This window comes from Streptomyces sp. NPDC060035, assembly GCF_042736635.1.
In the GTDB taxonomy this organism is placed as follows: domain Bacteria; phylum Actinomycetota; class Actinomycetes; order Streptomycetales; family Streptomycetaceae; genus Streptomyces.
This window is the reverse complement of sequence record NZ_JBHWVO010000014.1, coordinates 63,222-84,599: the sequence shown is the minus strand read 5'-3', so window position 1 is coordinate 84,599 and position 21,378 is coordinate 63,222. Positions and strand designations below refer to the sequence as shown.

At 69.6% G+C, this 21,378-nt stretch carries 14 protein-coding genes; 12 read left to right on the top strand and 2 right to left on the bottom strand.

Features of this window, described 5'->3' with window-relative positions; all coding sequences use genetic code 11:
• The first annotated feature begins 4 nt into the window (after positions 1–4).
• The 6 genes from ACFWBQ_RS22430 (at position 5) to ACFWBQ_RS22405 (ending at position 9,841) form a co-directional block, all read left to right on the top strand.
• The gene (locus tag ACFWBQ_RS22430; RefSeq protein WP_385491763.1) at positions 5–1,543 is read left to right on the top strand and encodes an FAD/NAD(P)-binding protein; all 1,539 of its coding nucleotides are present in this window, start codon (positions 5–7) and stop codon (positions 1,541–1,543) included.
• Between the two features lie 63 nt (positions 1,544–1,606).
• Positions 1,607–2,524, top strand: coding sequence for a formyltransferase family protein (locus tag ACFWBQ_RS22425; protein WP_385491759.1), 918 nt, complete (start codon positions 1,607–1,609; stop codon positions 2,522–2,524).
• Between the two features lie 52 nt (positions 2,525–2,576).
• Positions 2,577–3,659, top strand: coding sequence for a thioesterase domain-containing protein (locus tag ACFWBQ_RS22420; RefSeq protein ID WP_385491756.1), 1,083 nt, complete (start codon positions 2,577–2,579; stop codon positions 3,657–3,659).
• A gap of 73 nt (positions 3,660–3,732) precedes the next feature.
• Entirely contained in the window at positions 3,733–5,028 is a 1,296-nt protein-coding gene (locus tag ACFWBQ_RS22415; RefSeq protein WP_385491753.1) for an MFS transporter, read from the top strand.
• Positions 5,029–5,081: 53 nt separating this feature from the next.
• Complete coding sequence (locus tag ACFWBQ_RS22410) at positions 5,082–8,234, top strand: amino acid adenylation domain-containing protein (RefSeq protein ID WP_385491750.1); 3,153 nt, start codon at positions 5,082–5,084, stop codon at positions 8,232–8,234.
• 23 nt (positions 8,235–8,257) lie between these two features.
• Positions 8,258–9,841 (top strand): amino acid adenylation domain-containing protein, encoded by a 1,584-nt coding sequence (locus tag ACFWBQ_RS22405; protein WP_385491747.1) that lies wholly within the window; start codon positions 8,258–8,260, stop codon positions 9,839–9,841.
• Between the two features lie 102 nt (positions 9,842–9,943).
• Here the strand turns inward: ACFWBQ_RS22405 and ACFWBQ_RS22400 are convergent, their stop codons facing one another.
• Positions 9,944–10,558, bottom strand: coding sequence for a hypothetical protein (locus tag ACFWBQ_RS22400; RefSeq protein WP_385491744.1), 615 nt, complete (start codon positions 10,556–10,558; stop codon positions 9,944–9,946).
• Between the two features lie 504 nt (positions 10,559–11,062).
• Between ACFWBQ_RS22400 and ACFWBQ_RS22395 the strand changes: the two genes are divergently transcribed.
• The 5 genes from ACFWBQ_RS22395 to ACFWBQ_RS22375 all read left to right on the top strand — a co-directional run bounded on the left by ACFWBQ_RS22395 (position 11,063) and on the right by ACFWBQ_RS22375 (position 18,298).
• Entirely contained in the window at positions 11,063–11,881 is an 819-nt protein-coding gene (locus tag ACFWBQ_RS22395) for a DUF899 family protein (RefSeq protein WP_385491741.1), read from the top strand.
• Positions 11,882–12,666: 785 nt separating this feature from the next.
• Positions 12,667–13,959 (top strand): M64 family metallopeptidase, encoded by a 1,293-nt coding sequence (locus tag ACFWBQ_RS22390; protein ID WP_385491738.1) that lies wholly within the window; start codon positions 12,667–12,669, stop codon positions 13,957–13,959.
• Positions 13,960–14,222: 263 nt separating this feature from the next.
• Positions 14,223–15,899, top strand: a complete 1,677-nt coding sequence (locus ACFWBQ_RS22385) for a response regulator transcription factor (RefSeq protein WP_385491735.1) — start codon at positions 14,223–14,225, stop codon at positions 15,897–15,899.
• Positions 15,900–16,064: 165 nt separating this feature from the next.
• Positions 16,065–17,450: an FAD-binding oxidoreductase gene (locus tag ACFWBQ_RS22380; RefSeq protein ID WP_385491732.1), complete on the top strand. Its 1,386-nt coding sequence runs from the start codon at positions 16,065–16,067 to the stop codon at positions 17,448–17,450.
• A gap of 320 nt (positions 17,451–17,770) precedes the next feature.
• Positions 17,771–18,298, top strand: a complete 528-nt coding sequence (locus tag ACFWBQ_RS22375) for an NUDIX domain-containing protein (RefSeq protein ID WP_385491729.1) — start codon at positions 17,771–17,773, stop codon at positions 18,296–18,298.
• A gap of 306 nt (positions 18,299–18,604) precedes the next feature.
• On the opposite strand, the gene ACFWBQ_RS22370 is transcribed toward ACFWBQ_RS22375, so the two are convergent.
• Positions 18,605–19,774 carry a hypothetical protein gene (locus ACFWBQ_RS22370; RefSeq protein WP_385491726.1) on the bottom strand — a complete coding sequence of 390 codons (1,170 nt, stop codon included), beginning with the start codon at positions 19,772–19,774 and terminating at the stop codon, positions 18,605–18,607.
• A gap of 448 nt (positions 19,775–20,222) precedes the next feature.
• Between ACFWBQ_RS22370 and ACFWBQ_RS22365 the strand changes: the two genes are divergently transcribed.
• A complete protein-coding gene (locus ACFWBQ_RS22365) occupies positions 20,223–21,311 on the top strand; it encodes a protein kinase family protein (protein ID WP_385492113.1) in 1,089 nt (362 codons plus the stop codon).
• Positions 21,312–21,378 lie beyond the last annotated feature (67 nt).

Here is a 21,378-nt window from a genome sequence, read left to right as displayed (position 1 = left end):
AACCGTGTCAGCCGTAAGTGACGTAACCCCGCACCCCGACCGGGCCCTGCGGTACGCGGTCGTAGGCATGGGAGCGACCGGTGTCGGCGTCTTTGTCGCCCTGGTCCGCTCCCTGGCCGCGACCGGCCGTGCAGCGGACGCGGAGATCCACATCTTCGAGACCAAGGAACGGCTCGGCGCCGGAGTCGCGTACAGCACTCCGCACGACTGTCATCTGCTGAACATGCGGGCCGGCACCATGAGCGTCCATCCCGATGACCCCACCCACTTCGTGCGCTGGCTGGCCGAGCGTGTGGATGCGGCGGGCGCCTCCACGGAGGCCGACTACGTCCCGCGGCGGCTCTTCGCCGCATACCTCCAGGAGTTCTTCGAGGAGGCGCTCGCCCAGGCGCGGCAGCACGGCACCAAGGTGATCACCCACAAGTCCGTGGTGAGCGACTGCCGCGAGGACGCCCGGGGCATGCATCTGATCGCCGGGCTCGACCACTTCGTCTTCGACTACTCCTTCCTCTGTCTGGGCGACCTGCCTTCGACCGAATACCTGGAGTTCACCAAGGTCCCCACCTACATCCACTCCATGTGGCACGGCGCGGGCCTCGAAGTGATCGACCCGGACACCACGGTGGGCATCCTCGGCACCAGCCTGACCGCCGTCGACGCACTGCTCCAGCTGCGCGCCTCAGGGCACCGCGGCGCCATCACCTGCTTCTCGCGGCGCCGCTCACTGCCCAAGGTCCAGGGCCCCCGGGTCCGGTACACCCTGCGCCATGTGACCGCGGAGAACCTGCGGCTGCTCACCGCCGACCACACCAGGAAACTGGAGTTCGCCGAAGTCGCCGCACTCTTCCAGAGTGAGCTCGAGGACGGGCTCGGGCTCGCGGTCGACTGGGAGCGGGTGCTGGCCGAGCCGTCGGCCATGTTCACCGCCACGCTCGCGAAGGACATCGAGCTCGCCGAGAACAGCCAGACGCTCTGGTACTCGATCCTCGACGCCACGTCCGAGGTCATCCCGCACGTCTGGCGGGCCATGTCCGCCGAAGCTCGCGCGGCGTTCATGAACAACCACCTGTCGGTCTGGTCGATGTTCCGCCACTGCATGCCGCTGGACAACGCGCGCAGACTGCTCACGATGGCCACGGAAGGCGCGTTCCAGGTCACCAGCGGCCTGACGTCGGTGGCGTACGACGACGAGCGGCAGCTCTTCCGCATCGAGGCGGCACCGGTCGGAGGCGAGCGGACCGTGTACGACGTCGACTACCTCGTCAACGCCACCGGTACCGGCTTCGCGCTCGAGCGCAGCGACTCCTCACTGATCCAGAACATGCTGATGCGCGGCGACATCAGCCCGCACCCGCTCGGGGGGATCGACGTCGGCTTCGAGGACATGCGGGTCGTCCGGCGCGACGGCTCCCTCTCCGGCCGCGCGCTCTACATCGGTCCGCTCACCCGCGGTGTGCACTTCTACACCAACTCGTTCGAGACCAACCTGGCAAACGCGCACAGCGCGGTGGCCACGGTGATGGCCCGGATCGGCGCGGCCTGAAACAGACCGCCGTTCCCTCTTCCTCCAGATCCCGTCTTCCGTACACCCATCAGGAGACCCCTTATGCGGGTGGCGTTCTTCGTCGGCAGCGACATCACGTCCCATCTGATCGTCGGCCAGGTACTCAGCGACGTCCTGCGGGCCGGCCACACCCCGTACATCTGCTACACCGACCAGCAGCCGAGCACCAGGGCGGAGCCCGAGCTGCGCGAGCTGTTCCGTTACGAGCGGACGCTGCTCGGCAGCTGCGTCTACCCCTATCTGGACAGCCGGCCCACGCCGCTGCACGGCTGCCTGCTGTCCCCGGCCGGCCTCGCGAAGCTCCACCGGGACAGGGTGGTGGTGAGGGTCGTCGAGGACGTCAACGACCCGGCCTTCATCGCCTACCTGGCGGCCGAGGAGGTGCGGGCCGGGTTCTCCGTGCGCTGCTACCAGAAGTTCCGCGCGCCGCTCATCGACCACTTCAGACCCGAGCCGGGGGCACCCGCGCTTTTCGCGAACCTGCACCCGGGACTCCTGCCGCAGTACCGCGGTGTGCTGACCTTCGCCCGCTCCATGCTGCGCGGAGAGAACGAGGCCGGCTTCACCCTGCACCGTGTCAACGAGAACTGGGACGCGGGTGGCGTCATTTCGGTGGCGGGGGCTCCGCTCCGCTACGACCGCTCGGTCCTGGAGAACATGACAGACCAGCGCGGACAGGCCGCGGGCCTGCTCCTCGACGCGATCGAACGGGCAGCGGCGGACGGCCGGTGGGCCGACCGCCCCCAGGATCCTGCCGAGGCCGGGTACTACTCGCATCTGCGCCGCGAGGACCTCGACGAGCTGCACCGCAAGGGCATCGAGCTGTTCCGGCCACGGGCCGTCATCGACCTGCTCGTCAGCGCGTTCACCCCCGCGGGATCGCCGGAGAGCTTCGAACTCGGCGGAATCCTCGCGGGAATCACCAGCCGCCGCCCCGAGGCCGCCGGCGCCCCGGCCTGATCCCGTACCACCTACGTCACCCGACCCGCACCCTGCAGAAAGGACGCCCGCCATGGCGTTGGACCGTACCGACATCGAACAGATCATCAGCGAGATCTGGGAAGACCTCCTGGACGTCGACGTCGATCCTGAAGACGACTTCTTCGAGCTCGGCGGCTACTCGCTCCTCATCGTCAACGTCGTCACCGAAGCCCGCAAGCGCGGCCTCGAGCTGGCGGCCGGCGACATCTACACGCACAAGACCCCGGCCGCCATCGCGGACGCGCTGAACCCTGCCGGGGGCTCCGCCGAGCCGGCCGCGGCGAGCGCCGACCCCGACTTCAGCACCGTGTGGGAGTCCGGCCTGAGCCCGATGCGGACCGAGCCGTCCGCCACCTTGGTCCCGCTGGCCACCGAGGGCACCGGCACCCCGGTCTTCTGCTTCCACTGGGGCACGGGCAACGTCCGCTTCATGGCCGACCTGGTCGACAGTTTCCGCGGCGGACGCCCCGCATACGGCCTGGAGATGGCCGGCCTGTGGGGCCGCGAACGGCCCGCGCTCTCCATCGTCGAGATGGCCGCGCGCTATCTGAAGGAGATCCGCACGGTCCAGCCCGAGGGCCCGTACCTGTTCGTCGGCCCGTGCGCCGGCGGCCGCATCGCGTACGAGATCGCGCGGCAGCTGGAGGCGAACGGCGAGCAGGTCGCCGTCCTCGCCGTCATCAACACGATGCCGCCCGGCACCACCGAGCTCGACGCGGCCTGGGGCCTGCGTGAGCTGTACGACTTCCGGCTCTCCTCCCTGCGCGAGCGCTTCGAGGTGCCCGACCTGCACACCGACCAGGAGCGCCTGATGCGCGGCATGGTCGACATCGCCTGGCTGGACGAGGGCGTCGACCCGGCCGACCTGCACTGGCGCCAGGCCGTCTGGGCCGCCGGTGTCTTCGCCCAGGAGCACTACGAGCCGCGCCCGTACGGCGGCGAGATCACCGTCATCCAGCTCGCCGAGGACGCAGACCGGCCGGAGGCCGACTGGGCCCCGCTGGCCGGTTCGACCGAAACCCACGCCGTCGCGTCGGCGGGGACGCTGGCGCTGCTTCGCGATGCCGTCGTCGCGGAGATCATCGCCAAGAAGCTGGCAGGCCACGGCGCCTGAGCCCGTTCTCTGCCCCGCCCCACCCATCCCCGCATGCATTCCCCCGCACGAGACCCACGAGGTGCACGCAACTGTGGCAAGCAACCCGGCTGTCAAGGCGGTCCGTTCCTGGGCGAACGACCTGGTGCCCGCGCCCGGGCCGGCCCGCCGGCTCGCCGTACTGACCGTCGTCCAGGCAACCGGCTTCGGTCTCTTCCTGACCGCCAGCGCCATCTTCTTCCGGAGCGCCATCGGCCTGACGGCGGGACAGGTCGGCACCGGTCTGTCCGTCGCCGGTCTGGCCGGGATGCTCTGCACGGTGCCGATCGGCCGGCTCGCCGACCGCTACGGGCCCCGGCTGCCGCTGCTTGCCTCCTACGCGGCGCTGGCGTTGCTGTTCGCGGCCTACTGCGGGGTCACCGGTTTCGCAGGGTTCGTGGTGCTCGCGGCGCTGATCTCGGTGTGTGAGACCTCGTCCCATCCGCTGCGCATGGCCCTCATCCACGAGGTCTTCCAGGCGGACGAGCGGGTCCGTGTCAGCGCCCAGATGCGCAGCCTCTTCAACGTGGGCTTCATGCTGGGTGCGGCCATCGCGGGCGGCGCGCTCACGGTCGGCAGCCGGCCCGCGTTCTACGCGGTCGCCCTGATCACCGCGGTGGCGCATGCCGGCTGTGCACTGATCACCTGGCGGCTTCCGGGACGTACGGGGAAGACCGTCACGGCCGACACCGCCGCGCAGCCCACTTCCCGTTCCGGGCTGCGGGACTACAGGTTCGTGGCGCTCGCGCTGCTGTGCGGCGTCCTCGAGTTCTACCAGCCGATCCTGATGGTCGCCCTGCCGCTGTGGATCATCGGCCATACCGAGGCACCGAGCTCGCTCAACGCTGTCCTGCTCATCCTGGACACCGTCCTGGTCATCGCCTTCCAGGTGGCCGCGAGCCGGGGCGCCGAGACGGCCCCCGGTGCGGCGAGGATGCTGCGCCGCTCCGGGCTGCTGCTCGCCGCCTGCTGTCTGGTGTTCGCCCTGACCGAGGACGTCACGGCCGCGGTGGCGGTGCCGCTGCTGCTCGTCGGCACGGCGGTACTCGTCCTTGGTGAGCTCAGCCAGGCCGCCGGCTCGTGGGGGCTCTCCCTCCACCTGCCGCCGCCCGGCAAGCAGGGTGAGTACCAGGGGGTGTTCGCGCTCGGCCGTGGTCTGCAGCAGACCGCGGGCCCGTTCCTGGTGACCGCCCTCGCGGTCGGCCAGGGCCGGATCGGCTGGGCGATCCTCGCGGCCGTGCTGCTGCTCGCCGGTCTCGCCTGCCCCCCGCTCACCCGCGCGGCGCAGGCTGCCACGGTGCGGGCCGGGGAGCAGAGCCCGGCCGAGCCCGAGCCCGAGCCCGTGCGCTGAATTGGACCCGCGCCGACCGTGCTTCTTCCCGAGAATGTGTGAGAGGACGACCGATGAGTAGTGCCGTGAGTGCCGGTGATCTGGTGTGTCTTGATGCTGTTGTTTCGTTGCCGGAGTTGTTTCGTGTGGTGGCGGCCGGGTGTCCGGATGCTGAGGCGGTGCATGATGACGGGCGGACGCTGACGTATGCGGAGCTTGATGCTGTTTCGGACCGGTTGGCGGCTCGGTTGGCTGCGCGGGGTGTTGGGCCGGGGGATCTGGTCGGGCTGTTGCTGGAGCGTTCCGCTGATATTCCGGTGGGGATTTTGGCTGCGATGAAGGCGGGTGCCGCCTATGTTCCGCTGGATCCGACCTATCCGCGGGAGCGGTTGGGTTACATGGTCCGGGATGCCGGTGTGAGCATTCTGGTCGGGGATCCGGGGCAGGCGGCCGAGCGGGGTCTGGAGGGTGTGGCGGTGCTCGCGCCTTATGACGACGGGCGTGTGGTTTTGGCTGCGCCGGTGGTCGAGTTGACGGGTGAGGAGCCGGCGTATGTGATTTATACGTCGGGTTCTACGGGGAATCCCAAGGGCTGTGTGGTCAGTCACCGCAATGTGCTGTCGCTGTTGCGTGGGGCGTTGCCGTTGTTCGAGGTGGGTGCGGACGACCGTTGGGCTTTGTTCCATTCCTTCAGTTTTGATGTGTCGGTGTGGGAGTTCTGGGCGTCGATGGCGACCGGTGCCACTGCGGTGACGGTGCCGTTGCGGCTGGCGCAGTCCCCGGCGGAGTTCCTCGGTCTGCTGGCGGAGCAGCGGGTCACGGTGCTGGGGCAGGTGCCGTCGGTGTTCCGTTCGCTGGCTCTGGCGTATGAGGAGGCGGGCCGGCCGGAGTTGGCGCTGCGGTATGTGGTGTTTGCGGGGGAGAGCGTCGACCTGGACGTCGTTGCCGGGTTCTTGAAGTCGGTGCCCGGTACGCCGCCCACTGCGGTCAACATGTACGGGCCTACCGAGACCACTGTTTATGCCACTCACCGTGTTCTGACCGCGGCGGATTTCGACGGTACTGTCCGTTCTCCGATCGGTCATGGGCTGCCGCATCTGCGGCTGGAGGTCCGTGACGAGGATGTGGCGCTGCTTCCTGTGGGTGAGGCCGGTGAACTCCTCATTGCCGGTCCTGGTGTGGCTGTCGGCTATTTGGGCCGGCCCGACCTCACGGCGGAGCGTTTCGTCACCCTTGACGGGCCGGACGGGCCTGATCGTTACTACCGCACCGGTGATCTGGTGCGGACTCTTCCCGACGGCTCTTTCGAGTACCTCGGCCGTAACGACCAGCAGATCAAGCTGCGCGGCTACCGGATCGAACTCGGTGAGGTCGAGGCTGCGCTGCGTACGCATCCGACGGTCAAGGATGCCGCGGTCACGGTGATCACGACCTCGGCGGGAGCGACGTTCTTCGTCGCGTGCATCGTGCAGGCCGAAGGTGCCCCGGACAAGCCCGCCGCGATGCTGCGTGAGCACACCCAGAGCATGCTGCCGCGCTACATGGTCCCCGACCGCTACCAGATCGTCCCCGAACTCCCCCTCACCGGCTCCGGAAAACTCGACCGCAACGCCCTCAACCGAATCGCACTGCGGTCCGGGCAGCACGAGCAGTCCCCAGCCGGGCCGACCGGCGACGCCCACATCGACCTGGTGGCTGAGGTCTTCGCCGAGGTGCTCGACCTGCCCGGCGTGGCACCGGACACCGATTTCACGTCCCTGGGAGGCAACTCGCTCGGCGCGGGACGCGTCTGCGCCCGTCTCGCGGCGCGGCTGCAGCATCCGGTACCCGTGTCCGTACTGTTCCGGCATCCGACGCCCGCGGCGCTCGGCGCCTGGCTGCGCACCGCCGAGCCTGCCGCCACAGCGGACGGCCTCGCGCAGGCCGCCGATGGCCGGACGCCGCTCACACCGGCCCAGGAAGGCTTCCTGACCGGGCAACTCATCGCGCCGGCCGATCTGGGGGCGCATTGCCTGAGCGCCTGGGTGATCGAGGGCGACCTCGACGAGCCTGCTCTGGAGCGTGCCCTGGCCGACGTCCACGGCAGGCATCCCGCGTTGCGCTCCACCTACGCGATGGAGCGCGGCCGTACCTATGTAGTCCCCGGCGCCTCGGCAGCCCCCCGCCTCGTGCGACTGGCTGCCGCACCTTCGGTGCCCGAGGCACTGACGGCCGCACGCGCCGCGCTCGCCGTGCCGCTCGACCCGACGGAGGGTGCGCTCTGGCACGCCGTGCTCGCTCCGGTGGCCGACGGCAGCGCGGTGTTCGGGTACGTCGTGCACCACGTGGCCTTCGACGGCTGGTCCGAGTCGCTCCTGGCCGACGACATCGCCACCGCGTACAACGCCCGCCGCGCCGGCGCCGAGCCCGTCCTGCCTGTCGTGCCCTCCGCCGCCGAAGCCTGGGCGATGCGGGAGGCGCATCTGCGCTCGGCCGGCCTGGACGACCAGCGGACGCGCCTCAAGGCCGCGCTCCGGGGCGTACCGGACCTCCACTACCCGTCCGCGCAAGGGAGCGCGGTCGCCGGGGTGGGAGAGGTGCTGCGTGTCGAGGTGCCGCTGGGCGCCGAGGAGACCGCCGCACTGGACCGGGAGGCGGCCGGGGCAGGACTCACCCGCTTCCCGCTGCTGCTCGCCCGCTATGCCCAGGCACTCGCGGAACTGACCGGCCAGGACGACTTCGGCATCGGCGTCCCGGTGGCGCAGCGCATCGACACCCGCCTCGAGCCTGCCGTCGGGTGCCACATCGGAACGGTCTGCGTCCGCGTGGGCGGCGCCGTGACGGCCCACGAGCCGGCAGCCGGGGACGGTGCGGACGTGGCCGAGGCCGGACGGCTGGTCCGGGAGGCCTTCGCCTGCCAGGACGTCGGGATTCCCGAGGTGGTACGGCTGGTGAATCCGCCCCGCACGGCCCGCGCGCCGCTCTTCCAGACCGTCTTCGCCTACCAGGACAACGCGCCGGCCCGGCCGGTCCTCGACGGAGCACGCGCCGAGTTCCGCCGGTTGCCGTACCTCGGCATTTCCGCGGAGATCCAGACCGAGGTGTGGCCGGCTGGCGACGGACTGCTCGTCGTGGTCAACGCCCAAGTCCCCGTGGTGTCGACCGACTTCGCACATGGTCTCGCCAAGGCCTTCGCCGGTCTGCTGGGTGCCGGCAGCCGTATATCCCTTCTTCCCGAGAATGTGTGAGAGGACGACCGATGAGTAGTGCCGTGAGTGCCGGTGATCTGGTGTGTCTTGATGCTGTTGTTTCGTTGCCGGAGTTGTTTCGTGTGGTGGCGGCCGGGTGTCCGGATGCTGAGGCGGTGCATGATGACGGGCGGACGCTGACGTATGCGGAGCTTGATGCTGTTTCGGACCGGTTGGCGGCTCGGTTGGCTGCGCGGGGTGTTGGGCCGGGGGATCTGGTCGGGCTGTTGCTGGAGCGTTCCGCTGATATTCCGGTGGGGATTTTGGCTGCGATGAAGGCGGGTGCCGCCTATGTTCCGCTGGATCCGACCTATCCGCGGGAGCGGTTGGGTTACATGGTCCGGGATGCCGGTGTGAGCATTCTGGTCGGGGATCCGGGGCAGGCGGCCGAGCGGGGTCTGGAGGGTGTGGCGGTGCTCGCGCCTTATGACGACGGGCGTGTGGTTTTGGCTGCGCCGGTGGTCGAGTTGACGGGTGAGGAGCCGGCGTATGTGATTTATACGTCGGGTTCTACGGGGAATCCCAAGGGCTGTGTGGTCAGTCACCGCAATGTGCTGTCGCTGTTGCGTGGGGCGTTGCCGTTGTTCGAGGTGGGTGCGGACGACCGTTGGGCTTTGTTCCATTCCTTCAGTTTTGATGTGTCGGTGTGGGAGTTCTGGGCGTCGATGGCGACCGGTGCCACTGCGGTGACGGTGCCGTTGCGGCTGGCGCAGTCCCCGGCGGAGTTCCTCGGTCTGCTGGCGGAGCAGCGGGTCACGGTGCTGGGGCAGGTGCCGTCGGTGTTCCGTTCGCTGGCTCTGGCGTATGAGGAGGCGGGCCGGCCGGAGTTGGCGCTGCGGTATGTGGTGTTTGCGGGGGAGAGCGTCGACCTGGACGTCGTTGCCGGGTTCTTGAAGTCGGTGCCCGGTACGCCGCCCACTGCGGTCAACATGTACGGGCCTACCGAGACCACTGTTTATGCCACTCACCGTGTTCTGACCGCGGCGGATTTCGACGGTACTGTCCGTTCTCCGATCGGTCATGGGCTGCCGCATCTGCGGCTGGAGGTCCGTGACGAGGATGTGGCGCTGCTTCCTGTGGGTGAGGCCGGTGAACTCCTCATTGCCGGTCCTGGTGTGGCTGTCGGCTATTTGGGCCGGCCCGACCTCACGGCGGAGCGTTTCGTCACCCTTGACGGGCCGGACGGGCCTGATCGTTACTACCGCACCGGTGATCTGGTGCGGACTCTTCCCGACGGCTCTTTCGAGTACCTCGGCCGTAACGACCAGCAGATCAAGCTGCGCGGCTACCGGATCGAACTCGGTGAGGTCGAGGCTGCGCTGCGTACGCATCCGACGGTCAAGGATGCCGCGGTCACGGTGATCACGACCTCGGCGGGAGCGACGTTCTTCGTCGCGTGCATCGTGCAGGCCGAAGGTGCCCCGGACAAGCCCGCCGCGATGCTGCGTGAGCACACCCAGAGCATGCTGCCGCGCTACATGGTCCCCGACCGCTACCAGATCGTCCCCGAACTCCCCCTCACCGGCTCCGGAAAACTCGACCGCAACGCCCTCAACCGACTGGCGTCGACCCGTCCGGCTCGCGCCGCGCGCAGATCGGCCTCGTAATCAACCGCCCCACCTCCATGACCATCGACAGGAGAACATCGACACCGGGAAGCGCCAGCTGCACGATCCAGTCGGACGGTCACCCAGGAGGTGCGTGGTCCGTCAGGAAGGGGAGACCACGGTAGCGAGGACCACCTCGAATTCCTCGAGGCTCCGCGTGGTCACGCGCGCCCTCGCTGTGGCCTCGCCCCGCACCGCCGCGACGGAACTGCGGGATGCCGCGAGCGTGTTGCGATCGGTGTAGAGCACGCCCACGGCGGCTCGGCCCTTGGCGCGGTCGAGGAGCAGCGAGGTGCCCTCCAATCCGGGGATGCTCTGGAGCTTTGGCAATGCGGTGTTCTGGAACGTCTCCACCAGCAGGTCCACGTCGGAGGGCTCGACCTCCAAGCGGACCAGCCGGAACCAGGCGCCGGGCCCGAGCCCCTTCGCGCGCCGGGCGACCGCCGCTTCCCAGTTGTCGACCGCCACGGTTTGCGCGAACGGAGCCAGCAGCTCGGCGCGCCGCTCGCGAAGACGGTCATCGCTGGCCTCTCGGGATTTTTCGTTGTCCCACCACGATCCCACCAGGAGCTTGCCGAGCTCGCGATCGACGAACAAGCCCATGCCGCGGTATCCGGGCTGCTCCGACAGCAGGGTGCGCCCTTCGGTGCTGAGTGCGTCCGCTACGCCGTCGAGCTCGGCCGGATCACCTGTTGCATAGATGGTGCGAACGTACATGGCGCCCTTCCTGCCGTCCGGCGGCCCATCTGCGATGGCGCTCCGCCAGGTACTGGGCGAGCCCCGGGCGGGCTCGTGTCCGACACTCCATGCGATGGTCAGGAAGGGTGGGAAGCAACGTGGCGGAGGCATTCGGGTGACCGGCCAGGCATCCCTTCATCGGCCGACGAGCTGTGACGCTGCGCGGGCAGATGTGGTCCGACCGAGAGCCGGCCCAGGCCGCAGGACACCCGTGGACGACCCTCGGAGGTCGACGTATGCCGACGGAGAAATACCTGGTCGGAGTGTTGGTTGAGGCTCCTTTACGAAGTGGCGGGCGGGGCCCATGCCTTCCGCTTCGACGTCCGAGAACGCGTCTGTGAACTGGTGAGCCTCACGTCATCCGTGCAGGCTCGGCCGAGGGCGCCTTCTGCAGCGATGAGTTCCGGCCGGGTCGCGAGTCTGTTCTGGTGACCGTCGTACGTCGTACGACGCTGCCGGGCACGAGACACCACGGAGAACACCATGACGACCACCCCGGACGACCCGCCGCCCCCCGCGCTGCCCGGCCGCCCGCCCGTTGTCGACCCAGGCACCTGGCAGACAGCCCGTGACGAGCTCCTGGTCCGCGAGAAGGCCCACACCCGCGAGGGCGACGCCCTCGCCGCGGCCCGCCGTCGGCTGCCGATGGTGGAGCTCGACGGGACGGTCGAGGTCGTCGGCCCCGATGGCCCGGTGCCGTTCCTGGACCTGTTCCAGGGCCGCAACGAGCTCGTGGTCTACCAGCACATGTGGCACGACGGCGCGCCGCACCAGGGGCAGTGCGAGGGCTGCACCACCACGGCCTGGCACGTGAAGGACGCCGTCTACCTCAACGCCCGGGGCGTCTCGTTCGCCGTCCTGACCTCGGGCCCGTGGGACGAGGTGGCTTCCTACCTCGAGTTCATGGGTTACACCCAGCCCTGGTACTCGGTGCGGGGCGTGGAGGCTCCGGTCGGCGGGGAAATGGGGTACATCGTCTGTTTCCTGCGCGACGGTGATCGTGTGTTCCTCACCTACTCCACGACGGGCCGTGGCAACGAGCGGGTCAACGGGTCCTTCGGCCTGCTCGACATGACGCCCTACGGCCGCGGCGAGGCGTGGGAGGACAACCCCGAGGGTCGGCCCGTGATCGGTGATGTCCGCGAGGGGTACCCGTCCGAGGGTCGCCAGCCCTGCTGGTACTGGCGCTCGGACGCCGACGGCGTCGCCTCCTGGGGCCCGACCAGCCGGCCCGTGCCGCAGTGGACCCGCCCCGGCGCGACCCCCGTGGAGACCCTCGGCCGGCACGGCCACCACCACTGACGCGCCTTCGTCGACCGCGTCGGCAAAGGGTGTTGGGTGCCGGGCCGGCGGGAGCCCGGCGCCCGCACCCCGCTGAACAGCCGCGGCAGCCCAGCGTGCCGCGGCTGGTCCATGTCGTCGATGCTGTCCGCCCCGGGCGCCATGCCGCAGGCCGGTGACATCGGCTTCGCCCAACCGGATTCGGATCATCGGACCGTGCGGAGGCCCTCGCTGCGGCACGGGGGATTGCCTCTGGAAGTGTCCTGGAGATCGTGCGTGCCGTAAGCGTGAAGAACTTCCGTCATCGCAGGCCACAAGGCACTTCCTCGTTTTCCGGGGAAGCTACTCACGGGCATCGGAGCGGTGGGTCCGGGTTCCGTCGGCATCGCCGAAGGGTTGCATCGAGACGCCTCCGTCGGCCATTCAGGGGCACGGACCTGAGTGCCTGTCATATTCCTCCGCGGGGCTTGCCAGGAACCCGCGGCACAGCTAACTTAACTCGCCGCATACATATATTTAGTTGCTTACTTATCTCCGCCTCCTCTCCGCCCGATCCCTGGAGCGGAGGCGTGGGTCGCGTTCCGCCTGCACCACACCGGTCCGCCGCACGACGTACCGGTCGCGCCAACCGCCCCGGCGGGGAAGTTCAGGTCGTACCGGAGGCGGCGGTGTCTGTGCCGCCTGCTCCATGCACTCCGTTCCACCGGCCGGGATCCCGGTCCGGACGGCGCGTCAGCGCCCTGCGGGCCACGGCTCCGCCCCCGGCCGGGGTCATCCACACCGATCGAAGTATGGGGAGGGCACTGATGCGCCGAAGAGGTTCGATCTTCCTGACGGTGGCCGTGCTGTGCGCCGCGGGACTCGCTGCGATGCCTGCAGGAGCTGCGGCGGCGGGCACCGCGCAGCCCACCGAATGGCGGGAGGTGTTCTCCCCGGACGGCACCGTCACCCGGGTGGAGATACCGAAGCAGGCTGAGGGTCCGGCCGCATTCGCCGACGTCCGGGCGGCCGCGGCCTCCGAGGTGACCGCCCTTCAGGAAACCGGACCGTCCGCCTCCCGGTTCGACGTGGTGATCGTGGGCGACGGCTACACCGCCTCCGAGATGGGCCTGCTGCGCCAGCATGCACAGTCGAAGTGGAACGAGATAGCCGACACGGCGCCGTGGAACACGTACCGCCAGTCCATCAATGTGTGGCTGGTCAATGTCGTGTCCAACGAGTCCGGCGTCGACAACGACCCATCCCAGGGCGTCAACCGTGATACCGCCCTGGACATGTACTTCAACTGTGGCGGCATCGAACGGCTGTTGTGTCTGAACGAGTCGAAGGCCAAGGAATATGCCGCTCAGGCCCCCGAGGCCGACGCGATCCTCGCCGTGGGCAACAGCGCCACGTACGGTGGCGCCGGTTACCCCAGCCTGGCCACCGTCTCCGGCGGCAACGCGCAGGCCGGCCGCATCGCCATCCACGAACTCGGCCACTCCGTCGGCGGTCTGGCTGACGAGTACTACACGCCGGGCACCGCGTACACCGGCGGCGAGCCCAAGGAACCCAACGTCACCACCGACCCGAGCGGGTCCAAGTGGGCGTCGTACCTCGGGCTGAGCACGCCCGACGGGGGCGTCATCGGCGCCTACCAGGGCGGCCACCAGTACGAGCGCGGCATCTACCGGCCCTCGCAGGACTCCCTCATGCGCAACATCGACAAGCCGTTCAACCTCATCGGTCTCGCCGCCATGGAAGGGGCCATCAGCTCCAGGACCGGCGGAACTCCCAACCCGGATCCCGGCCCCGGAGGGGCGTGCACCGGCCATGAAACCTCGTACACCGGAAGCCTGACCGGCGGAGGCTCCGTCTACGAGCCCGACGGCGGATCGTTCGACGCCGGCGCCGGCACACACCACGCCTGCCTCTCCGGCCCCAGCGGCAGCAACTTCAGCCTGTCGTTGCTCTATTGGAACGGCACCACCTGGCAGACCGTCGCCATCAGTGGCTCCGGCGGCACGCTGACCTACAACGGCGTCGGCGGCTACTACACCTACCAGGTCCGCTCCGTCTCGGGATCGGGGTCCTACACCCTCGGCTACACCACGCCCTGACTCCCAGCGACCCCACGTAGGACGCAGGTCCCTGCACCAGGACGCGGGTCCCTGCACATTGACCAAAGGCGGCCCGACCCGCGAAGAAGCGGGTCAGGCCGTTCTGCTGTCCGCCGCGACAGCCCGCAGAACTCCGACTACCGCGTCGCTCCGTGCTGTGGCAGTGCTGCACGACAGAGCTGCTGTCCGGCACGACCTGGGCCCGCGCTTCTATCCTGGTGAGAGGGCAGACGGGCTCGCGACCAGCGCGAAGGGAGCTGCCCATGACCGAGTGGATCAGCGGCACCCGGCGCACCTCGGCCGGACCGGAGAGTCAGGCCGTCGACGGGGCGAGGGAGGCTGTCTCCCGCGAGGCGTGGGGCGATGCCTACCGCCTGCTGCACGGCATCCGCCCGGACCTCCTCGGCGTCGACGATCTCGCTGCTCTCGCCGATGCCGCCTGGTGGACCGGCCGCGTCGACGAGTCCGTGGCGGCGCGGACCAAGGCGTACTCGGGCTACGAGGCCAGGGGCGAATCCCGGCAGGCCGGTTACTCCGCGTGGATGCTCTTCTACGAGCACCGACTCGCCGGACGGAACGCTGCGGCCGCGGGCTGGCTGCACCGCGCGCGGCAGCAGCTCGGCGGCGAGCCCGAGTGCGTCGAGCAGTGCTACCTCGCGTGGGTCGATTCCGAGGAGGCGCAGAACCGCGGCGCATTCGACGACGCCATGGACCATGCCTGCCGGATGGCCGACATCGCCCGGCGCTGCGGCAGCGCGGACCTCCTGGCCATGAGCACCGAGGCCCGAGCGGGCGTGCTGCTGGCCGAGGGAAGGGTCGCCGAGGGGCTCGCCCAGCTCGACGACGTGATGTGCGCGGTCGCGGCGGGCGAGCTCAGCGCCTTCTTCACCGGGTGGATCTACTGCCTCGGCCTGCAGCAGTGCATGGCCTGCGCCGACCTCGATCGGGCGGCCGAGTGGACCGACGCGGCCATGGCCTGGTGCGCCACGATGCCCGAGGAGAACAACTTCCGCGGTCTGTGCCGCGTACACCGGGTGGAGGTGCTGGAGCTGCGCGGCTCGTGGTCGCAGGCCGCTACCGAGGCGGGCCTGACCTGCGAGGAGCTGCTGCCGTACGAGGCGCTGACGGCCGCCGAGGCGGTGTATCTCGCGGGCGAGATCCAGCGCAGGCGCGGTGACACGGCCGCTGCCGAGAGTACGTACGCCCGTGCACACGAACTCGGTCGTGACCCGCAGCCGGGCCTCGCTCTGCTCCTCCTGGCCCAAGGCAGGACCGATGCCTCGGAAGCCGCTCTGCGGGTCGCGATCGCCGCCGACGGAGGCCGGCACCGCGGGCGGCTCCTCGCGGCCCAGGTCGAGATCTTCCTGGCCCTCGGCCGACTCGACCGGGCCCGCTCGGTGGCGGACGAACTGGAAGAGATCGCGCGCGCGTGGCAGCGACGGCGGGAATCCGAGCGCACTCCGCCGCACGCGACCGCGGCGTGGGCGGGCGGCGCCGTCGCCTTCGCCGAGCACGACCTGCGGCGCGCGCTCCCGCTGTTGCGCCGGGCGCTGGAGCTGTGGCTCGACCTCGGGGTCCCGTACGAGGCCGCGCAGACCCGGATGACGCTGGCCGCCGCCGACCGGGCAGCGGGAGACGACGAAAGCGCGCGTCTCGAGCTGCGCGCCGCCCACGCGGTCTTCGAAGCGCTGGGCGCGGTACCCGACGCACGCAGGGCGGCGGCCCTGCTCCGGCTCCCGGGCGAGCTCACGGCGCGAGAAGTCGAGGTGCTCAGGCTTGTCGCCGGCGGACGGACCAACCGGGCCATCGCCGCTGAGCTCACCATCAGCGAGCACACCGTCGCCCGGCATCTCAACAACATCTTCGCCAAGGTCGACGTGTCCTCGCGGGCCGCTGCCACGGCATACGCGTACACACATGGCCTGGTGCCTCTCGCATAGGCCGCGTACACACATGGCCTGGTGCCTCTCGCATAGGCCGTTCCGCCCATGGCGCGATCCGACGGAATGGGCAGTTCCGACGATGAGCGCCATGCGCTTCCAGGCCTACAACGGAGGTACGGAGCGGTACCCCGTACATCCGAGGACAGGAAAGCGGTGGCGGCCATGAGCACCTACGCACGAGCCCTGGACGGCGCAGTGGCGGAGCGGCTGGGGACGGTCGTGCACGGCGATCTCATCCAGCCCGGCGAGCACGGCTACGACGAGGCCCGCAGGGTCTACAACGCGATGCACGACAAGAGGCCCGCGGCCGTCGTCCGGGCCGCCGACGCGGGCGATGTCATCGCCACGGTGAACTTCGCCCGGGATCAGGACATGGCCCTGGCGGTCCGAGGCGGCAGCCACAGCGTCACCGGCTACGGCACCTGCGACGACGGGGTCGTCCTCGACCTCTCGCGGATGCGCGGAATCCGGGTCGACCCCACGACCCGCACCGCATGGGCCGAGGGAGGCTGTACGTGGGCGGATTTCAACCGGGCCACGCATGCCTTCGGCCTGGCCACCACCGGGGGAGTGGTCTCCAGCACCGGCATCGGCGGGCTCACCACCGGCGGCGGTATGGGCCACCTGGCCAGGCGCTGCGGGCTGGCCTGCGACAACCTCGTCTCGGCCGATGTTGTCGTGGCCGACGGATCCTTCCTGACCTGTACGGAGAAGCAGAACGCGGACCTCTTCTGGGCCTTGCGAGGAGGCGGCGGCAACTTCGGCGTCGTCACCTCCTTCGCCTACCGGCTGCACGCCGTGGCCGACATCCTGGGCGGCCCGACGTTCTACCCGCTCGACGGCGATGTACTGCGGCGTTACCGGGAGCTGATCGCCGAGTCCGACGAACGGCTCGGAGCCCTGCTGGTTGTCGGGCTCGGCCCTCCCCTCCCGTTCCTGCCCGAGCGCTGGCACGGCCGGCCACTGTGCGGTGTTCTCGCCTGCTGGACCGGGCCCGAGACGCAGGACGACGAGATCCGTGCCCGCCTCGCCGGCCTCGGCCCGATCGTCGGGCAGTACCTCGGGCGCATGCCGTATCCCGTGATCAACACCCTCTTCGACGAGCTGCTCCCTGCAGGGCTCTTCCACTACTGGAAGGGCACGTTCAGCAAGGGGATGCCGGACGGGGCCATCGACGCGTACGTGGAGTACGGTGCTGCAACCCCCTCCATCCAGAGCTCTACCGTCGTCTTCCCCATCGACGGCGCCTGCCACCGGGTGGCACCCGAGGCAACCGCGTTCGCCTACCGCGACGCGGACTTCTCGACCGCCCTCAGCCCCACCCTCACCACGCGTGAGGAATGCGTGGCACACATGGACTGGGTGCGCCGCTTCGCCGCGGCGCTGCGACCCCATTCGATGGAGGGTGCATACGTCAACTTCATGGACGAGGACGACCAGGGCCGGGTCCGGAGCAACTACCGGCAGAACTACGACCGGCTGACGACGATCAAGCGGCAGTACGACCCCTCCAACCTGTTCCACCTGAATCACAACATCGCCCCATGACCCGATGGAGGGTGGCGACGAGGAGATGGCAGCGGCGCGGAGGCGGGGATTGCAGCTGCGTTGAGGCGCCGACTCGACTCCGCCGACCATGTGCGGGCCGGTCCGCAGACAGTTTGCAGGACACCCTTGAGGGACAGGCAGGGCCAACGCACGGCATCGAAGAAACGCCTGGGCAGGGCGCTGCGTGCAGTTCTGCCGCAGGTGCGGCCCGCGGGCCTGAAGCCGTGGTCCACCAGCGCCGCCGCGTCCCCGGCTCCGTAGATCTGGCCCCCGAGCCCCCGAGCCGCCGAGCCCCCGAGCCCCCGAGATCCTCGCCTACCATGCCCGACAACCCGCCCGACGAAGGGAACCCCGTGGCCCAGCAGGCCGACGACCGCTCCCCAGCCCTCACACCGGCGCTCGACTCGATGACCCTGCTGGCCGCGGCTGTCATCGTCCACGACAAGGACACCAACCGCGTCGTGCTCCTCCGGCGCAGCGAGAACGCGAAGTTCGCCCAAGGCCTTTGGGACCTGCCCGTCGGCAAGAGCGACCCGGGGGAGCCCATCACCGAAACCGCGGCCCGCGAGCTCCACGAGGAGACCGGCCTCATGGTGAAGCCCGAGTCGCTCGAGGTCGCCCACATCATCCACGGTGCCTGGGGTGTCGAAGCCCCCAACGGCTTCCTCACCGTCGTCTTCGCCACCCACGAATGGACCGGCGAACCCGTGAACCGCGAACCCCGAAAGCACTCTCAGGTTTGCTGGGTCGAGGCCGACGCCATCCCGGAAGCCTTCGTCCCTGCCAGTGCCGGCGCACTGCACAGCTACCTGGAAAGGGGCTCGCAGGTATCGCTGGCAGGCTGGTGACGGCGCGCAGAGGCACGGAAATCCATGGCACACCGGCCGGGCCCTGAACGAGGCTGCGCAGGTGAGCGACTGCTACCCCGGTCCCTGCCGCCGGCACCGCGTTTCCGAGGCCATGCCTGGCTTGCACCCGGCCCGTCGCAGGACACCCGTAAGTGACCGTCGGTGGCGTTGCGTTGCATGGTCGACGCCCGACAGGATGGCCCGTCCGTTTCGCCGGCAGTCGCTGACCGGCGTACCGGGACCGGCGAAGCGGAGCACGCGCAGCGAGGCCGCGTGCCGGACCTCTCCACAAGGTTCTCGGGAGCCCTAGTCGGCAAACAGTTCGAGCATCGGCTGGAAGGCGGAGTCCTCCTCATCAGGAACGTGCGGGAGGAAGCCGTCGGTGACGGTGCGGGCGGCAGTGGCGAGGAGGCGGTCCAGGACGTCCCGCTCGGTGGCCGGGGAGAGCTGAAGGGCGGCCAGGAGGCGGTCGCGGACCGTGGCGTGGTCCGGGTGGTCGTCGATGTAGCCGGAGTTGAGGGCCGGGGCCCGGAAGCCGGCCAGGGCGTCGTGCCAGGACGGGAGGACGATGGCAAGGGTCAGGGCGTCGGCGAGCGACTCGGCGATCAGGGAGGCCTGGCCCTCGGAGTCGGTGTAGAGGACGGGGCGGGAGCCGCCGGGGACGGCCGGGCCGCAGAGGTAGTGGGTGCCGCCCGCGTTGCAGCCGGCGACGGGCTCCACCAAGAGGCCGTTGGGCAGGGCGATCGGCTCGATCGGGTCGGTGCGGGCAAGGTCGAACTCGCCGTCGCAGGCCAGGTAGGAGGCGACCTCCGGATGCGCGGTGATCCTGCGGAGCAGCGCGTTGTCCGAGAGGGCGGCCGGGTTGAGGGCTGCGGTGATCGCAGGGGTGAGGGGGTGCCCGGCGAGGACGTGGCGGACAGCGTCGAGGGGGACGGGGCGCTCGTAGTCGTCCTCGAAATGGGCCTGGACGGTCTCGGGGGACCGGTCGACGAGGAGAGGGAAGAGGAAGCCGGAGCCGTCCGGGTCCTCGCTGCCGGACGGGAAGGCGATGGCCGAGCCGGTGCGCCAGGCGGTGTCGCCGGTCTCCCGCCACAAGCAGGCGGTGACGCGGGGGGCATCGATGCCCTCGTCGCGGAACGCGGGCTCGTCCAGGAGCGGGCGCAGCGGGGCGGGCACTTCGTCGATGACACCGGGCCAGACCTGCTCGTCGTCCGTCCCGTACGGGCTCATCTCCGACTCGTGGTCGAAGCCGCGTATGAGCACGCCTGCCGAGGTGAAGAGGATGGCGAAGTCGTCCCCCGAGCCGTTCTCCATCAAGGCTGCCTCTACTCCGGGGCCCCAGGCGGTGTCGAAGGTGTAGGAGCAGAACCGCGGATCGCCGCCGATCGTGGTGTCCAGGACGGCCAGCGCGCGCAGGTGGGCGCGGAGTTCGGCGGGGCCGGGGAGAAGGGCGGCGGTCTCGTGCACAGTGCTCATGACGCCATGGAAGCAGCCGCCACTGACAATCCGGCCCGCTGGTCCCGACGGTGGAGGTCGCTGCCTCCAGCGGGCTCCGACCGACCGCGGCTCGCCCGCCGCTCGGATCCCTCCTGAGACCCTTCACTCGCTTGCGAGCCCGGCGCAAGGAAGCCGAGTAGGGGTCTTCGGAGGCTCGGCCGTGATGCCGGAGGAAGTCGAGGCCGACTTGACGAAAGTGGAGGCGCTCATGGAGATCGTGGAGAAGGCGACCGAACATGCCGCGCTCTTGAGGCCGCCCCCGATTGGCTGCACGCGGGCGGGGGCATGAGTACCGACCTGGTTCTCCCGCGCTGCCGTCCGCTCCGGAGACCCAAACGCAGAACCGTGTCTCGGACACGATCGCGGCTCGACGGAGTCGCGCAGCCATTGCGGGATTGAGACCAATGCCCGGACGGAGGCGGCAGTGATGGTTCCTGACATGTCGTGCGGTGCGCGTCTCACCGCCCATGACGCAGTCTCCACATCCCTGGCCCTGTGCAGTGATCGCGCCCTGCGTGCGCTCGTGGATGCGGCCATGCCGCTCGGTTCCGGCATCGGCGGGACGTCGGCCCTGATGGAGGTCGCCGGCACCCCGGTCTTCGTGAAACGGGTGCCCCTCACCGACCTGGAGAGGCAACCGGAGCACGTCAGGGCCACGGCGAACCTGTTCGAGCTGCCCGTCTTCTGCCATTACGGCGTCGGCACCATCGGCCAGCCGGGCTTCGGGGCCTGGAGGGAACTCGCCGTGCACACGATGACGTCGGACTGGGTACTCGCGGGGGAATGCGAGTGCTTTCCCCTGATGTACCACTGGAGGGTGCTGCCCGATTCGTCGCCCCTGCCCGAGGAACTGGCCGACGTCGAACGGGCTGCGGCGTACTGGGGCGGCGGATCGCAGGTACGCCGTCGGATCCAGGCTCTCCAGCAGTCCTCGGCGAGTGTCGCGCTGTTCCTGGAGTACATCCCGCAGAACCTGCACCAGTGGCTGGGCGCTCAGGTCGAAGCAGGAGACCGGAGCGCCGACCGGGCCTGCGCCATGGTGGAGAGGGAACTGGCAGTCGGCACCTCGTTCATGAACAGCCGCGGGCTCCTGCACTTCGACGCGCACTTCGAGAACATCCTGACCGACGGTCGGCGCCTCTACTTCGCGGACTACGGCCTCGCGATCTCCTCCCAGTTCGAGCTGTCGCAGGACGAGGCCGACTTCTTCGGCCGGCATCAGACCTACGACCGCTGTTACACCGCCACGTATCTGGTGAACTGGCTGGTCACCGCTTTGTTCGGATACCGGAGGGAGGACGGGGACGGCCGTTACGCGCTGGTGCGCGCCTTCGCAGCGGGCAAGCGCCCCACAGGAATCCCGGAGGAGGCCGCAGCGATCATCGCCCGGCACGCGCCGGTCGCCGCCGTGATATCGGACTTCAACCGCACGTTCCAGCGCCGGAGCAGGCAGACCCCGTACCCGCTGGAGGAAGTCCGCCGGATCGGCCGTATGCACAGATCGTCCGACGTCTGACGGCATCGTTCGGGCTGTGACGCGAGCGACCCGGAACCTCGAGGAGCGGGGGGCACGGATACAGCCG

What these genes read in the sequence shown, in the direction of transcription:
- ACFWBQ_RS22395 (WP_385491741.1), top strand. Translation starts at nt 11,063, where the DNA reads ATGACGACCACCCCGGACGACCCGCCGCCCCCCGCGCTGCCCGGCCGC.
- ACFWBQ_RS22400 (WP_385491744.1), bottom strand. Translation starts at nt 10,558, where the DNA reads ATGTACGTTCGCACCATCTATGCAACAGGTGATCCGGCCGAGCTCGAC.
- ACFWBQ_RS22370 (WP_385491726.1), bottom strand. Translation starts at nt 19,774, where the DNA reads ATGAGCACTGTGCACGAGACCGCCGCCCTTCTCCCCGGCCCCGCCGAA.
- ACFWBQ_RS22425 (WP_385491759.1), top strand. Translation starts at nt 1,607, where the DNA reads ATGCGGGTGGCGTTCTTCGTCGGCAGCGACATCACGTCCCATCTGATC.
- ACFWBQ_RS22410 (WP_385491750.1), top strand. Translation starts at nt 5,082, where the DNA reads ATGAGTAGTGCCGTGAGTGCCGGTGATCTGGTGTGTCTTGATGCTGTT.
- ACFWBQ_RS22375 (WP_385491729.1), top strand. Translation starts at nt 17,771, where the DNA reads ATGCCCGACAACCCGCCCGACGAAGGGAACCCCGTGGCCCAGCAGGCC.
- ACFWBQ_RS22420 (WP_385491756.1), top strand. Translation starts at nt 2,577, where the DNA reads ATGGCGTTGGACCGTACCGACATCGAACAGATCATCAGCGAGATCTGG.
- ACFWBQ_RS22390 (WP_385491738.1), top strand. Translation starts at nt 12,667, where the DNA reads ATGCGCCGAAGAGGTTCGATCTTCCTGACGGTGGCCGTGCTGTGCGCC.
- ACFWBQ_RS22380 (WP_385491732.1), top strand. Translation starts at nt 16,065, where the DNA reads ATGAGCACCTACGCACGAGCCCTGGACGGCGCAGTGGCGGAGCGGCTG.
- ACFWBQ_RS22385 (WP_385491735.1), top strand. Translation starts at nt 14,223, where the DNA reads ATGACCGAGTGGATCAGCGGCACCCGGCGCACCTCGGCCGGACCGGAG.
- ACFWBQ_RS22365 (WP_385492113.1), top strand. Translation starts at nt 20,223, where the DNA reads ATGGTTCCTGACATGTCGTGCGGTGCGCGTCTCACCGCCCATGACGCA.